This is a genomic window from Pseudomonas sp. FP818, from assembly GCF_030687335.1.
Classification (GTDB): domain Bacteria; phylum Pseudomonadota; class Gammaproteobacteria; order Pseudomonadales; family Pseudomonadaceae; genus Aquipseudomonas; species Aquipseudomonas shahriarae.
The window spans coordinates 3,678,591-3,693,734 of sequence record NZ_CP117427.1 but is presented as its reverse complement, the minus strand read 5'-3'; the positions used below and the strand labels follow the sequence as shown (position 1 = coordinate 3,693,734).

12 protein-coding genes and 2 pseudogenes are annotated in these 15,144 nt (G+C 62.1%); 10 read left to right on the top strand and 4 right to left on the bottom strand.

Features of this window, described 5'->3' with window-relative positions; translation table 11 throughout:
* Window positions 1-73: 73 nt before the first annotated feature.
* Window positions 74-1,153 (bottom strand): patatin-like phospholipase family protein, encoded by a 1,080-nt coding sequence (locus tag PSH80_RS16450; RefSeq protein WP_198830966.1) that lies wholly within the window; start codon window positions 1,151-1,153, stop codon window positions 74-76.
* Window positions 1,154-1,312: 159 nt separating this feature from the next.
* On the opposite strand from PSH80_RS16450, the gene PSH80_RS16445 reads away from it, so the two are divergent.
* The 7 genes from PSH80_RS16445 (at window position 1,313) to PSH80_RS16415 (ending at window position 7,644) form a co-directional block, all read left to right on the top strand.
* Complete coding sequence (locus tag PSH80_RS16445) at window positions 1,313-1,618, top strand: PepSY domain-containing protein (RefSeq protein WP_057439473.1); 306 nt, start codon at window positions 1,313-1,315, stop codon at window positions 1,616-1,618.
* Window positions 1,618-1,932, top strand: coding sequence for a PepSY domain-containing protein (locus PSH80_RS16440; RefSeq protein WP_057959090.1), 315 nt, complete (start codon window positions 1,618-1,620; stop codon window positions 1,930-1,932). Before PSH80_RS16445 ends, PSH80_RS16440 begins: the two co-directional genes overlap by 1 nt.
* Entirely contained in the window at window positions 1,932-2,600 is a 669-nt protein-coding gene (locus PSH80_RS16435) for a response regulator transcription factor (RefSeq protein ID WP_057959091.1), read from the top strand. The genes PSH80_RS16440 and PSH80_RS16435 overlap by 1 nt, the downstream gene beginning before the upstream one ends.
* Window positions 2,597-3,916, top strand: coding sequence for a sensor histidine kinase (locus PSH80_RS16430; protein ID WP_057959092.1), 1,320 nt, complete (start codon window positions 2,597-2,599; stop codon window positions 3,914-3,916). The genes PSH80_RS16435 and PSH80_RS16430 overlap by 4 nt, the downstream gene beginning before the upstream one ends.
* Before the next feature lie 209 nt (window positions 3,917-4,125).
* On the top strand, window positions 4,126-5,079 hold the full coding sequence (locus PSH80_RS16425; RefSeq protein WP_057439471.1) for a TAXI family TRAP transporter solute-binding subunit: 954 nt from the start codon (window positions 4,126-4,128) through the stop codon (window positions 5,077-5,079).
* A 124-nt stretch (window positions 5,080-5,203) separates the two neighbouring features.
* Window positions 5,204-7,231 carry a TRAP transporter permease gene (locus PSH80_RS16420; protein ID WP_057959093.1) on the top strand — a complete coding sequence of 676 codons (2,028 nt, stop codon included), beginning with the start codon at window positions 5,204-5,206 and terminating at the stop codon, window positions 7,229-7,231.
* Entirely contained in the window at window positions 7,228-7,644 is a 417-nt protein-coding gene (locus tag PSH80_RS16415; protein ID WP_120733552.1) for a DUF1850 domain-containing protein, read from the top strand. Before PSH80_RS16420 ends, PSH80_RS16415 begins: the two co-directional genes overlap by 4 nt.
* A 6-nt stretch (window positions 7,645-7,650) precedes the next feature.
* Here the strand turns inward: PSH80_RS16415 and PSH80_RS27425 are convergent, their stop codons facing one another.
* A complete protein-coding gene (locus PSH80_RS27425; protein WP_370693743.1) occupies window positions 7,651-8,355 on the bottom strand; it encodes a methyl-accepting chemotaxis protein in 705 nt (234 codons plus the stop codon).
* 201 nt (window positions 8,356-8,556) lie between these two features.
* A pseudogene (locus PSH80_RS27420) lies at window positions 8,557-8,613 on the bottom strand (hypothetical protein); the annotation flags it as partial.
* Between the two features lie 1,422 nt (window positions 8,614-10,035).
* Between PSH80_RS27420 and PSH80_RS16405 the strand changes: the two are divergent.
* The 3 genes and pseudogenes from PSH80_RS16405 (at window position 10,036) to PSH80_RS27410 (ending at window position 13,107) form a co-directional block, all read left to right on the top strand.
* Complete coding sequence (locus PSH80_RS16405) at window positions 10,036-11,355, top strand: Na+/H+ antiporter family protein (protein WP_169990072.1); 1,320 nt, start codon at window positions 10,036-10,038, stop codon at window positions 11,353-11,355.
* Window positions 11,356-11,427: 72 nt separating this feature from the next.
* Window positions 11,428-12,201 (top strand): annotated as a pseudogene (locus tag PSH80_RS27415) (cache domain-containing protein); the annotation flags it as partial.
* An 84-nt stretch (window positions 12,202-12,285) separates the two neighbouring features.
* Window positions 12,286-13,107 (top strand): methyl-accepting chemotaxis protein, encoded by an 822-nt coding sequence (locus PSH80_RS27410; RefSeq protein ID WP_370693742.1) that lies wholly within the window; start codon window positions 12,286-12,288, stop codon window positions 13,105-13,107.
* Between the two features lie 558 nt (window positions 13,108-13,665).
* Here PSH80_RS27410 and yegQ read toward each other — a convergent pair.
* Complete coding sequence (gene yegQ / locus PSH80_RS16395; protein ID WP_057959101.1) at window positions 13,666-14,985, bottom strand: tRNA 5-hydroxyuridine modification protein YegQ; 1,320 nt, start codon at window positions 14,983-14,985, stop codon at window positions 13,666-13,668.
* Window positions 14,986-15,144 lie beyond the last annotated feature (159 nt).

Genomic DNA, 15,144 nt, shown 5'->3' with positions numbered 1-15,144 from the left:
TACACCCACGGTAAGGGTGAACGTACGCTCGCCGGGCGCTACGCCAATTTGCGGAAAAATAAGGCCTGGTGGCTCAGAGCGCAATCAAGCGCTCACCCAGCTGGCCACTATCGGCCAGTTCAAGGAACTCATCGCCCAGCCGCTGGCTTTCACTCATCGCGGTTTGCCAGTACTGGTTGCGTCGCGCGTCATCCCCCATAAAGCGCTTGAAGTCGCTGCGATCCGGCAATTTTCCGTGGGGCAGGCGGGCCAGGTAGTCCCGTGAGGGGGCCACCAGCAACACATCCTGCAGACCCTGTGGGCTACTGCGCCGCCACGGCAGACTCTTGTCGAACCAGCCGGGGATGACTCGATCAGTGAAGTGCGGGTACAGCACAATGTCATCGCCGTGGTAGGGCAGGTCGAGGTGGTAGTCCAGCAGGCCACCATCGCGATAGGTGCCGGCACCGGCGCCCGGCAAGTCGCGTACGCCTTGCATCACCATGGGGATCGAGCCGGACGCCAGCAGGGCCTGGCGCAGGTTGCCCGGTTCCAGGGCGAGAAAGCGCGAAGGGAAATCCGTGAGCGGGTGCAGTGGCGGCGCCTGGCGCGGGTCGTGGATGATCAGCCGTTCAAAATGCCGGGACAGCCGTGCACGGCCGCGCAGGTTATCGGCGATCACCGAGGACAGGCCCAGGCCCAGGCGCCCACGGTGATCGTCGGCCAACAGGCCATGGCTTTTGACCACGACTATATTCAGACGATAGTGCGGGTTATCCAATAGCGACGCATCGCGCCCGGCCAGCAGGTCGTCGAGCATGCGCTGGCAGCTCTGGCTGACCTCGGCCATGGTCACGCCCTTGGCAAAGCGTTGCTCGTTATACAGGCGCCCGAGGTCGAGCAGGCCCTGTACCGGATCCGGCAGGCAGGCACTGGCAAAGCGCCAGGAACCGATCGATGCGCCGATCAGCGCACGCTCGCGGGGGGCACGCGCCAGCCAGTCACCGAACAGCGCCAAGTCCAGACCCTGAATGCCCAGGGCCTTGGGACCACCGGCCGCGCCGGGCAGAATCCCCACATCGGCAGGCTGGAGGCCTTGTTCGCGAATGCGTGCAAAAGCGCGTTGGCCAGCCTTGAGCGTCAGGGCGGGGAACTTGATGTGAATGGCCGTCATACCGATCTCTGTGCAGGCGAGCCGGGCAGTATAGGAAATATTCCCCGGAGCCTGGCAAGGTGTTGTGGGACAATTGCCATGGTGGCAATTCAGTTTCAGTTAAGTTGCGACCCGTACTGTGGGGGCCGTAGGCAAAACATCCTGAAATGGAGAACGATCATGAAAACCCTCACAATTATCACCGCCAGTATCATCGCCCTCACCAGCGGCCTGGCCCAGGCGCGGGACCTGGGGCCGGATGAAGCGCTGAAATTGCGTGACGCTGGTACCATCCAGTCTTTCGAGAAGCTCAATGCCGCCGCCCTGGCCAAGCACCCAGGTGGCACGGTGCATGAAACCGAGCTGGAGCAGGAATACGGCAAGTATATTTACCAGGTTGACCTGCGCGATGCCCAGGGCGTCGAGTGGGATGTGGAATTGGACGCTGTCACCGGGCAAGTCCTCAAGGATCATCAGGATACGTAATGAAGGTAAATCTACGCACCGGCAGTCGACTGGCGCTGGTGCTCCTGGCCTTTTGCTCGGTGGTGGCTGCCCGGGACCTCAACCAGGATGAAGCCCTGGAATTGCGTCAGCAAGGGGTGATCCTGTCCCTGGAGCAACTGCTGCTGCAGGCCATGGCCCGGCATCCCGGTGCCAGGTTGCTGGAGGCTGAGCTTGAGAGCAAACACGGCAGTTACGTCTATGAGGTGGAGCTGGTGACCACCGATGGCGTGGTCCGGGAAATCAAACTGGACGCGACCACCGGCGCGCTGCTTGAAGACGAGGAAGATGACTGATGCGCCTGCTTCTGGTGGAAGACCACGTACCGTTGGCTGATGAACTGATGGCCGGGCTGAAAGCCCAGGGCTATGCCGTGGATTGGCTGGCGGACGGTCGCGATGCGGTGTATCAGGGGCGCAGCGAGCCGTATGACCTGATCATCCTCGATCTGGGCCTGCCTGGCTTGCCGGGGCTTGAGGTGCTGAGCCAGTGGCGCGCCGCCGCGCTGGCGACCCCGGTGTTGATCCTCACCGCCCGCGATTCCTGGGCCGAGCGCATCGCAGGGCTCAAGGCCGGGGCCGACGATTACCTGAGCAAGCCGTTCCACCCCGAGGAGTTGTACCTGCGCATCCAGGCCTTGCTGCGCCGTTCCCATGGCCAGGCCAATCAGCCGACCTTGCAGGCGGCGGGCTTGCACCTGGATGAAGGCCGTCAGTGCGTGATGCGCGACGGTGCCGAGGTGCAACTGACCGCTGCCGAGTTTCGCCTGCTGCGCTACTTCATGCTGCATCCCGAACAAATCCTTTCCAAAAGCCATCTGGCCGAGCACCTGTATGACGGCGAGACCGAGCGCGACTCCAATGTCCTCGAGGTCCACGTCAACCATCTGCGGCGCAAGCTCGGGCGCAGCGTGATTGAAACCCGGCGTGGCCAGGGTTATCGCTTTGGCGCCAGCCCCGCGTGAGGTCGATCCAGCGGCGGCTGAGCCTGGGGCTGATCAGCGTGATGGTGATCGTCGGCCTGGTGCTGGCGCAGACCAGCCTGTGGCTGTTCGAAGTGGGTCTGCAGCGCTACCTGGAAGCGGGTCTGCGCAACGACAGCGAAAACCTGCTGGTGGCCCTGGTGCGTGGGCCCGGCGGCGTGCAACTGGATGAACAGCGCTTGTCACCGGCCTATCAACGGCCGTTTTCCGGGCATTATTTCCGTATCGACTTCAGCGACAACCACTGGCGCTCCCGTTCATTGTGGGACCAGGAACTGCCGCAACTGCCCCAGGCCGGCCTGAAGGGCAACCTGCAATTGGGCCCGGAAGGCCAGCAACTGCTGGTCCTGCGATCGGACTACAAGCGTTTTGGCCAGTCGATTTCCATCAGCGTGGCTCAAGACTACACGCCCGTGCGGGAAAGTTTTCGCCTGATGCGCCAGGTCGGCCTGGTCCTCGGGCTGGCGGCGCTGCTGCTGATCCTGATCCTGCAACGGGTCACCGTACGCCGGGCCCTGCGCCCGCTGGAAACTGCGCGCGAGCAGATTGCACAGCTGCAACAAGGCCAGCGCTCGCAACTGGATACCCAGGTGCCGGTGGAGCTGGAGCCGCTGGTGGCGCAGATCAACCACCTGTTGGCCCATACCGAAGACAGCCTCAAACGCTCGCGCAACGCCCTGGGTAACCTCGGCCATGCCTTGAAGACCCCGCTGGCGGTATTGTTGAGCGTGGCTTCCAGCGAGCAGCTCAAGGACCAGCCACAATTGGCCAAGTTGTTGCGCGAGCAGTTGCAGCAGGTGCAGCAACGGCTCAACCGCGAACTCAACCGCGCGCGTCTGGCCGGTGAAACCCTGCCCGGCGCGCTGTTCGACTGCGACAGCGAACTGCCGGGCTTGCTGGCGACCCTGAACATGATCCACGGCGAACACCTGGAGTTGAGCTACCAGGTTCGCCCCGGCCTGCAACTGCCCTGGGACCGCGAAGACTTGCTGGAGCTCTTGGGCAACCTGCTGGACAACGCCTGCAAATGGGCGGATGCCGAAGTGCGTTTGAGCATTGAGCAGACCCCGGAGTGTTTTCAACTGATCGTCGAAGATGACGGCCCGGGTATTCCCGAGGCCCAGCGCGACCAGGTTTTCAGTCGTGGCACCCGCCTGGATGAACAGACCGATGGCCATGGCCTGGGGCTGGGCATCGTGCGGGACATTGTCGATGTATGGGGCGGTACATTGCGGTTGCAAGAGAGCCCACTGGGCGGGCTCAAAGTGTTGATCGAACTGCCCCGGCGCCACACCTGACCGGTGGATACGGGTGCCGATTTGCAACAAGACTTTTCTTACAGAACCTGGCTCGCGTAAATTCGCTTATAACAGCCACCACGCAGGCCGTGTGGAACAGGTTAAAGGCACCAGGATTTTCTCTGTTTCGCGCGCGGCAGCTACCATAGGGCTCGTCAGCCGGTCACGCGGCTGCTCGGTACCTAATAAGAAGGATAAAAGGTGAATCTATGCAAATGACCAAACGCTTGAGCCTGTTTGCTGCTGCCGCAGCCCTTGTCGCCAGTTCCTCGGCACTCGCCGCCCCAACCTTTATCAACGTCCTGACCGGTGGCACCAGCGGCGTGTACTACCCGATTGGGGTGGCGTTGTCACAGCTGTACAGCAACGGTATAGACGGATCGAAGACCTCGGTGCAGGCCACCAAGGCGTCGGTGGAAAACCTCAACCTGCTGCAAGCCGGTCGCGGCGAGCTGGCCTTTGCCCTCGGTGACTCGGTCGCCGATGCCTGGAATGGCGTGCAAGACGCCGGCTTCAAGGCTCCCTTGAAAAAACTGCGGGCGATTGCCGGCACCTACCCCAACTACATCCAGATCGTCGCCAGCAAGGAGTCTGGCATCACCACCCTGGAAGATCTGAAAAACAAGCGTATCTCCGTCGGCGCGCCGAAATCCGGTACCGAGCTGAACGCCCGCGCCATCTTCAAGGCTGCTGGCCTGAGCTATGAAGACATGGGCAAGGTCGAGTTTCTGCCGTACGCCGAGTCGGTCGAGTTAATCAAGAACCGCCAGTTGGATGCCACCCTGCAGTCCTCGGGCCTGGGCATGGCGGCGATCCGCGACCTGGCCGCGACCCTGCCGATAACCTTCGTTGCCATCCCGGCGGATATCACGGCGAAGATCGATAACGCTGCCTACCAGGGCGCGGTGATCCCGGCGGGCACTTATGACGGTCAGGACAGCGATGTAGCGACTGTGGCCATCACCAACATCCTGGTCAGCCATGACGGCGTGACCGATGAGGTGGCCTACCAGATGACCAAGCTCATGTTCGACAACCTCGATCGTCTGGGTAACGCCCACTCGGCGGCCAAAGATATCAAGTTGCAGGGCGCGGCCAAGGGCCTGCCTATCCCACTGCATCCGGGCGCCGAGCGTTTCTACAAGGAAGCGGGCGCACTGTAAGGCCCAGGTGGGTGCGGTGCGCAGTGCCAAGCGCTGCGCGCTATGCCAGAGCGGTGAATAGCCTGGCGCGCACAACGCGCCAGGCTTGTTGGCATGTCGATGTTGTAACGTGGGAGTGACCTGCATGAGTGAGCACGATCAAGGCCTTGCCGCCAGTCCCAGGGATTGGCCGCGAGCGCTGTTCTACGTCGCGCTGTTGTTTTCCGTCTTCCAAATCATTACCGCGGCCTTTCATCCGGTCTCCAGCCAGATTCTGCGGGCCGTGCATGTGGGCTTTCTGTTGCTGGTGGTGTTTCTGTGTTTCCCGGCGCGTGGCAATGCTCAGCCCTGGCAGCCGATGGCCTGGCTGCTGGGGCTGGCCGGAATGGCCACGGCGTTCTACCAGTGGTATTTCGAAGCCGACTTGATTCAACGCTCTGGCGACCTGACCGATAGCGATATGGTCATCGGTCTGGTGCTGATTGTGCTGGTGTTTGAGGCGGCGCGGCGGGTGATGGGGATTGCCCTGCCGTTGATCTGTGCGCTGTTCCTGGCCTACGGCCTGTTCGGCCAGTACCTGCCGGGCGATCTGATGCACCGCGGCTATGCCATCGACCAGATCGTCAACCAACTGGCCTTTGGCACCGAGGGGCTGTATGGCACGCCGACCTATGTATCGGCCACGTACATCTTCCTGTTTATCCTGTTCGGTGCGTTCCTTGAACAGGCCGGAATGATCAAGCTGTTCACCGATTTCGCCATGGGCCTGTTCGGCCACAAACTCGGTGGCCCGGCCAAGGTTTCCGTGGTGTCGTCGGCGCTGATGGGCACCATCACCGGTTCGGGGGTGGCCAACGTGGTCACCACCGGCCAATTCACCATCCCGTTGATGAAGCGCTTCGGCTACAAGTCGGCGTTTGCCGGTGGCGTGGAAGCGACCTCGTCGATGGGCAGCCAGATCATGCCGCCGATCATGGGCGCAGTGGCCTTTATCATGGCCGAGACGATCAACGTGCCGTTCTTCGAGGTGGCCAAGGCCGCGTTGATTCCGGCCATGCTGTACTTCGGCTCGGTATTCTGGATGGTTCACCTGGAAGCCAAGCGCTCCAACCTGCGTGGCCTGCCCAAGGACGAATGCCCGAACCCCTGGGCCGCGGTGAAGCAGCGCTGGTATCTGTTGATTCCGCTGTTTGTGCTGATCTACCTGCTGTTCTCCGGGCGCACGCCGCTGTTCTCCGGCATGGTCGGCCTGGCCCTGACGTCCATTGTGATTCTCGGCTCGGCGATCATCCTGCGGGTCTCGTCCAAGGTGATGCGTTTTGTCTTCTGGATCGTCCTGGGTCTGCTTTGCGCGGGCTTCTTCCGGCTCGGTATCGGCATGGTGTTCGGGGTGGTGGCGCTGCTGGTGGCGGTGTGCTGGTTTATCAAAGGCGGCCGCGACACCCTGACCATCTGCCTGCATGCGCTGGTAGAGGGCGCACGGCACGCGGTACCGGTGGGGATTGCCTGCGCCCTGGTGGGGGTGATTATCGGTGTCGTGTCGCTGACCGGGGTGGCGTCCACCTTTGCCGGTTACATCCTTGCCATTGGCCAGGACAGCCTGTTCCTGTCGCTGGTGCTCACCATGCTCACTTGCCTGGTGCTGGGCATGGGGATCCCGACCATTCCCAACTACATCATCACCAGTTCGATCGCTGCACCGGCACTGCTGGACCTCGGCGTACCGCTGATTGTCTCGCATATGTTCGTGTTCTATTTCGGCATCATGGCCGACCTCACACCGCCGGTGGCATTGGCCTGTTTCGCGGCGGCACCGATTGCCAGGGAGAGCGGCCTGAAGATCAGCTTTTGGGCGGTACGCATCGCGGTGGCGGGGTTCGTTGTGCCGTTTATGGCGGTGTACGAGCCGGCGCTGATGCTGCAGGGCGATAGCCTGCTGGCCACACTGTATGTGGTGGCCAAAGCGTTGCTGGCCATTGGTATCTGGGGCGCGGTATTTACCGGCTACTTGCAAGCCAGGCTGAGTTGGTGGGAGCGCCTGCTGGGCTTCTTCGCCGGTGGTAGCCTGATTCTGGCGACGCCGTTAAGTGATGAAATCGGCTTCGTCATGGTGGGGCTGTTGATCGCACAGCACTGCTGGCGGGCCCATCGTGCCCAGGCGGCCACTGCGTGATCGGTCTGTGTCTGGGCTTGGCGGGCGCGGTATGGGCACAAGTGCCTACGCCTGTGGTCACCCTGGCCTGGACGCATACGATTGAGAAAGTGCGCTGGGAAGAGGATTACCGTGTAACGCCTGAGGGCCTGGTGTTGGGCGAGGCGCGGGTCAAGGGTTCCGGGGCCGGTATGGAGATCCCGCACGGCGCCGAACTGCGTGAGGGCAGTTGGCATTACCAGCGTCAGTTGCCACCCTTGCAGCCCCTGCGCCTGGGCCGCACCCCCGAGGCCGGGGATTATCAACTGTGTTTCAACCAGCAGTGCCAGTGGCTGAGTGCCTGGCTCGGCCCGCCCCAGGCGAGCCAGCCGGCGGTAGAGCTGTGGGGGTGTGAGCTGGAGGTTGCGTCCAGCCCCCGGCCCCGCACCTTTTAACCGCGATCAGACCCGGAACTGGTCCATCAACCCCTGTTGCTGATTGGCCAGGCTATTGAGCGTCTGGCTGACCCGCGCCGATTCATTGGCTTGTTCCGACAGCGACTCGGTCACATCACGAATCGTCGCCACGTTGCTGTTGATCTCCTCGGCCACCGCGCTTTGCTGCTCGGCGGCGCTGGCGATCTGCAGGTTCATGTCGCTGATCACCGTCACCGCATCGCCGATCTGGCGCAATGCCGTGACGGCCTGGCCGACCTGTTCGACACTGCCCTGGGCCTGGCGATGGCTGTTGCTCATGGAGCTCACCACTTCCTGGGTGCCGTTTTGCAACTGTTCGATCACCTGGCGGGTTTCTTCCACCGACTCCTGAGTGCGCCGTGCGAGGTTGCGCACCTCGTCCGCCACCACCGCAAAACCACGCCCGGCTTCACCGGCACGGGCGGCTTCGATGGCGGCGTTGAGGGCCAGCAGGTTGGTTTGTTCGGCAATCGCGCGGATCACTTCCAGCACTGAACCGATCTGCTCGCTATTGGCTGCCAGACCTTCGACCTGGGCCATCGCCGTGCTCATGTCGGCAGCCAGGTGGCCGATGCTGGTGGTGGTGCGGTCGATCACCGTCAGGCCTTCGCGGGTGGCCTGGTCGGCATCCCGTGCAGCGTGTGCCGCCTGCGCGGCGCTGCGGGCGACGTCCTGGGCGGTGGCGCTCATTTCGTGGGAGGCGGTGGCCACCTGATCCACCTGGCGGTACTGCTGCTCCATGCCGGCACTGGTCTGGCTGGCGATTGCCGCTGATTGGTCGGCGGTGCTGCGCGCGTCCTGCACCGAGCGTTTGACCTCGGCAATGATCGGTTGCAGTTTGTCGAGGAAGCGGTTGAACCAACTGGCCAGTTCGCCCAGCTCGTCGCGCTTGTCGTAGGCCAGGCGCCGGGTCAGGTCGCCTTCGCCGCTGGCGATATCCTCCAGCATATGGGCCACGCCGAGGATCGGCCGGGTGACACTGCGGGCCATCAGCCACACCAGTAGCAAACCGACGATGGCGGCGAGCAGGCCCAGGCCAAGTTCCAGCAGGGTGCCTTTGGTGTTGTCGGCATCCAGCTCGGCCTTGAGGGTTTCGGCGGGGCCGATCAGGACTTTTTCCGGCACATCCAGCAACACGCCCCAGGACTTGCCATTGGGAATGGGCTGGAACGGTGCCAGCACCTTGAGTTGATGGTCGGTACGCAGGCTGTAGGTCTGGGTGCTGCCGGCCATGGCGCTGATCAGTTGTGCGCCGCTGGCGGTATCCACACTGTCCAGGCGCTGGCTGAGCTTGCTCGCATCCGGGCTGTAGCCGGCCAGCAAACCCACTGGGCTGATGATGCTGACGTTGGTCTGGCCGTCATACAGCTCGCGGCTGGCATTCTGGCTGACTGCCTGCAGGCTGTTGAGGTTGATGTCCACCGACAGCGAGGCGATGACTTTGCCATTGGCCATGAGCGGGAACACGATGCTGGTCAGCAAGACGTTGTGCCCGTCGATCACATAGAAGTACGGCTCGATCACACACGGCTTGAGGGTGGAGCGTGGGCAGGTGAACCAGGTGTTGGCCTTCTCGCCGCTGGGGCCGACGCTGGTGTCGGACATATCGCTTTCCGGCAGCGCCATCGAGGTCAGGGTGCCGGGTGTCGGCTGCGACCAGTACAGGGCAAAGCGTCCCTTTTCATTGCTGCCCAGCTCCGCTTGGCCGGCGAACAGCTCATCCTTGCCATCCAGGGCATTGGCCTCAAAGACCAGGGACAGGCCCAACAGGTCCGGGTTGGCTTGCAGGGCGGCCTTGACCTGGCGGGTCAGGTCTTCACGCAGGTCGAAGGCATCGAGGAAGCGTTTTTCGGCCTGTTCGCGCAAAAACAGCACCTGGCGCGAAAAGCCATGGCCATATTGGTAGGCGTCCATAAATTGCTGGCGGATGCCCAGCGCCTGCACTTCACCCTGGGCTTCGATGCGCGATTGGGCGGCAACATTAAGCATCTGTGTGCTGGAGGTCTGGACCCGTTGCGAACTCTGGTCCATCCGATACAGCGAAAGACCCACCAGCAGGGTCACGATGCCCAACAGACAAAGGCCGGCGAGGAGGGTGATTTTCCATTGAATGGACAGCTGCCTGAGCGACATGGAGATCCTTAACCTTTCGTTGCGACAGAGATAATCCACGCTATCGGCCGCCGGTTGTTTTTCTTTATTCATACGTTCAATTGAATCTATTCGCGACGTCGTTCTTTGACATGGCGCGCCGGCTGCTGCAAAGTGCGCGGCCTCTAATAAAACTCCCTTTCTGCGTGTGCCGTGGTCGACATCTGGCCGGGGCGCCGGCACGTGTTGTGTTTATATTTCTGTCTTGAGGTAACCATGATTAACGCAGTAATCGCCGCGGTCGGTACCATGCTCGTGCTCAGCCTGTCCCGCGTGCATGTGGTCATCGCGATCATCGTGGGTGCCCTGGTCGGCGGTTTGACCGGTGGCCTGGGGATCGACGCGACGCTCAGCGCGTTCAACAGCGGCTTGGGCGGCGGTGCCACGGTGGCGTTGTCTTACGCATTGCTCGGTGCTTTCGCGGTGGCGATTGCCAAGTCCGGCCTGGCCCATGCCCTGGCGGACAAGGCCCTGCTGCTGGTGGGCCGCCAGGACACCACTGGCGGCAGTTCTGTCAAATGGCTGCTGATCTGCCTGCTGGGAGCGGTGGCGATTGCCTCGCAGAACATCCTGCCGATCCATATCGCCTTTATCCCGCTGCTGGTACCGCCGCTGCTGTATGTGCTGACCAAGTTGCAGATTGACCGGCGCCTGATCGCCTGCGTCATGACCTTCGGCCTGATCACCCCGTACATGTTCCTGCCGGTGGGCTTCGGCAATATCTTCCTCAACCAGATCCTGCTGGCCAATGTCGCCAAGAGCGGGGTGGATATCAGCCAGGTCAACGTTACCCATGCCATGGGTATTCCGGCGCTGGGCATGGTGTTCGGCCTGTTGGTGGCGGTGTTTATCAGTTACCGCAAAAAGCGCATCTACGACCAGCAGAAGATCGAGCGGGTCGAGCAAGTGGCGGTGCAGTACAACCCGCTGACCCTGCTGGTCGCCGGGCTGGCCATTGCCTCGGCCTTTATTATCCAGTTGTGGCTGGACTCGATGATCATCGGTGCCCTGGCGGGTTTCCTGATCTTCTCGGTATCGGGCATCGTGCGCTGGCGCGACACCGATGATCTGTTCACCGAAGGCATGAAAATGATGGCGATGATCGGCTTCATCATGATCGCGGCGTCGGGGTTTGCCGAAGTGCTCAAGGCCACCGGCCAGGTACAGACGCTGGTGCAGGACTCGGCCGATTTTATTGGCCACAGCCGTGGCGTGGGTGCGCTGTTGATGTTGCTGGTGGGCCTGCTGGTGACCATGGGCATCGGTTCGTCGTTTTCCACCGTGCCGATCCTTGCGGCGATTTTTGTGCCGCTGTGTGTGCAACTGGGGTTCAGCCCGCTGGCCATTGTCTGCATCGTCGGCACCGCCGGGGCCCTGGGCGATGCCGGTTCGCCGGCGTCCGACTCCACCCTGGGGCCGACCTCGGGTTTGAACATCGACGGCCAGCACCACCATATCTGGGACACCGTGGTCCCGACCTTCCTGCACTACAACCTGCCGTTGCTGGTATTTGGCTGGTTTGCCGCGATGACCCTGTAACAAGCAGATTCCTACAGTTTTCTCCTTTAGGGCCGTTAACCTCCTAACGTTGCCCTACAAGAGAGAAGATCCATGCGTCTGAGTCTGAAGGCCAAAGTCCTGTCCCTCGCCGTACTGCCGGTGTTGTTGTTTGCCGTGGTCATCAGCCTGACCACCGTGTGGATCCTCAAGGAACAGGCGCGCACCGAGGTGGCCGAAACCCGCCAGCGCCTGCTCAACAACGCCAAGGCCACCCTGCAAAGTTATGTCGAAGTGGCGATGACCACCATCAAGCCGCTGTACGACGCCGCAGCCCCCGGCGATACAGAGGCGCGGGCGCAGGTGGTCAAGCTGTTGTCCAACACAACCTACGGCAAGGACGGCTATTTCTTCGGCTACGACTCCGAAACCATCCGCCTGTTCAAGGGCAACAGCCCCGACGGCGTGGGCAAAAGCTTCAAGGACAACCGTGACCCCAACGGCGTCTACGTCAACCGCGACCTGGTCAGGGTCGGCAAGGACGGCACCCACTACCTGCAATACAGCTCGACCCAGCCGGGGCAAACCGAACTGGTGCCCAAGCTCGGCTACACCGAGTACCTGCCCAAGTGGGACATGGTGATCGGTACTTCGGTCAACCTCGACGGTATCGAGGCCCTGGTCAGCGAAGTCGAAGCCAAGGTCAACGAGCGCATGGAAGGGGTGTTGTTGAGCATTGTCGGCATCGCCGTAATCCTGCTGTTGCTGATCGCTGCAGCGGGCATGCTGCTGGCCAATACCATCCTGCGCCCCTTGCACCTGATGAAAGCCAACCTCGACGATATCGCCGCCGGTGAGGGCGACCTGACCCGGCGCCTGGCAATCACCAGCCAGGACGAGTTGGGTGAACTGGCCGGCTCGTTCAACCGGTTTGTCGACAAGATCCACGGCCTGGTACGCCAGATCACTGACATGACCTCGCAACTGACCGGGCTGGTCAGCCAGGTGTCCGAGCAGGCCCATCGTTCGGAACAGGCCATGGAACGCCAGCGCCAGGAAACCGACCAGGTGGCGACGGCGATCAATGAAATGTCGTCTGCCGCCCATGAAGTGGCCCGCAGTGCCCAGGGCGCGGCCGTGGCGGCGCAGCAGACCGACGCCGAAGGCCAGGCCGCCAAGCGCGTGGTGGATGGCAGCATCGCGCAGATTCATGCGTTGGTGAATGACATCCGCAGCAGTGGCGTGTCCCTGGATAGCCTGCAACAGGACGTGTCGTCGATTGTCAGCGTGCTCGGGGTGATCCGCTCGATTGCCGAGCAGACCAACCTGCTGGCCCTCAACGCCGCCATTGAAGCCGCCCGTGCCGGTGAAGCCGGGCGTGGCTTTGCGGTGGTGGCCGATGAAGTCCGCGCACTGGCCAGCCGCACCCAGCAGAGCACCCAGGAAATCCAGGGCATGATCGACCGCCTGCAAAAGGGCACCGAGGCGGCCGTGGAATCCATGCGCCGCTCCAGCGATGCCGGCGACGGCACCTCGGCCCAGGCCAATGAAGCCGGGGCGTCCCTCGATACCATGGCGCAACTGATCGGGACCATCAACACGATGAACGCGCAGATCGCCAGTGCTGCAGAAGAGCAAACCGCCGTGGCCGAAGAGATCAACCGCAGCGTGCATCAGATTGCCGTGGCGGTGGACAGCGTGGCGGACGAGACCCAGCAGGGCGCACAGACCTCCCGCAGCCTGGCGGAACTGGGGCAGCGGTTGGGGCAGTTGGTGGGGCAGTTCAGGATCTGATCTGGCAATTGCGGTGCTGGTTCTGGCCTCATCGCAGGCAAGCCAGCTCCCACACTTGATCGGTGAACATGGTCAAAATGTGGGAGTTGGTGGGGCAGTTCAGGATCTGATCTGGCAATTGCGGTGCTTGATCTGGCCTCATCGCAGGCAAGCCAGCTCCCACACTTGATCGGTGAACATGGTCAAAATGTGGCGGTTGCTGGGGTAGTTCAGGATCTGATCTGGCAATTGCGGTGCAGGTTCTGGCCTCATCGCAGGCAAGCCAGCTCCCACACTTGATCGGTGAACATGGTCAAAATGTGGCGGTTGCTGGGGTAGTTCGGGATCTGATCTGGCAATTGCGGTGCTTGATCTGGCCTCATCGCAGGCAAGCCAGCTCCCACACTTGATCGGTGAACATGGTCAAAATGTGGGAGCTGGTGGGGCAGTTCAGGATCTGATCTGGCAATTGCGGTGCTGGTTCTGGCCTCATCGCAGGCAAGCCAGCTCCCACATGTTGAACTGTGAATGCAGTCAAATGTGGGAGCTGGCTTGCCTGCGATGGGGCCCTAACAGCCGCTACACATCCCGCATCAACAACCCAAACCCGATATCCATGTCCAACGGCACCGGCACATACACCGTGTGCCCATCCCCCGGCGCCACCTCAATCGCCTCACCCTTGGCGTTATGCATCATCCCCAGGTCAAAATGGAAGTTCCCCGCCGGGGTCATCAGTTCCAGGTGATTGCCCACGGCAAAGCGGTTCTTCACCTTGACTTCGGCCAGCTCCCCGCGCCGTTCGCCGGTCAATTCCCCGACAAACTGCTGTTGTTCCGAGACGGAGCTGCCGTTCTGGTAGTTCTGGTATTCGTCATGCACGTGGCGGCGCAGGAAACCTTCGGTGTAGCCACGCTGGGCCAGGGACTCAAGGTTGGTCATCAAGCCCCGGTCGAACGCACGACCGGCCACCGCATCATCAATGGCCTGGCGGTACACCTGGGTGGTGCGCGCCACATAAAAGTGGGACTTGGTGCGGCCTTCGATTTTCAACGAATGCACGCCCATCTGCGTCAGGCGCTCGACATGCTGCACCGCCCGCAGGTCCTTGGCGTTCATGATGTAGGTGCCGTGTTCGTCCTCGAAGGCCGGCATCTGCTCATCCGGGCGGTTGGCCTCCTGCAGCAGGAACACCTGGTCGGTGGGCGCGCCAAGGCCCAGGGTCGGCTCGGGCTGATACTGCTGGACGATATCGCCCACGGTGTTTTCGGCCGCGGGTGTGGCCTGGTATTTCCAGCGGCAGGCATTGGTGCAGGTGCCCTGGTTGGCATCGCGCTTGTTCATGTAGCCGGACAACAGGCAACGCCCGGAGTAGGCCATGCACAGCGCGCCATGCACAAACACTTCCAGCTCCATGGCCGGCACGTGCTGGCGGATTTCGGCGATTTCTTCCAGGGACAGCTCCCGCGACAGGATGATCCGGCAGATGCCTTGCTGCTGCCAGAACTCGACACTGGCCCAGTTCACCGTGTTGGCCTGCACCGACAGATGGATCGGCATCTGCGGGAAGTGCCGGCGCACCAGCATGATCAAGCCCGGATCGGACATGATCAGCGCGTCCGGGCCCATGGCGATCACCGGTTCCAGGTCCTTGAGGAAGGTTTTCAGCTTGGCATTGTGCGGCGCGATATTGACCACTACATAAAAGCGCTTGCCCTGGGCCTGCGCCTCGGCGATGCCCAGGGCCAGGTTGGCGTGATCGAACTCGTTATTACGCACCCGCAAGCTGTAGCGCGGCTGGCCGGCGTAGACCGCATCGGCGCCGTAGGCAAAGGCGTAGCGCATGTTTTTCAGGGTGCCGGCAGGGGCGAGCAATTCGGGAGCGAGGACAGGGAGCATGGGATTCAGATCGCAAAAGGGCGGCAGGGTAGCCGAGCCGGGCCTGGCGGTTATTGATCTGGGTCTACGCTGTAGAAATAAAGATGGCACTCGCCGGATGCGCGGTGGACTAAGCAACAGGGCGCGCTGGGCGCCCGACGTTTTTCTGGCACGGATCGG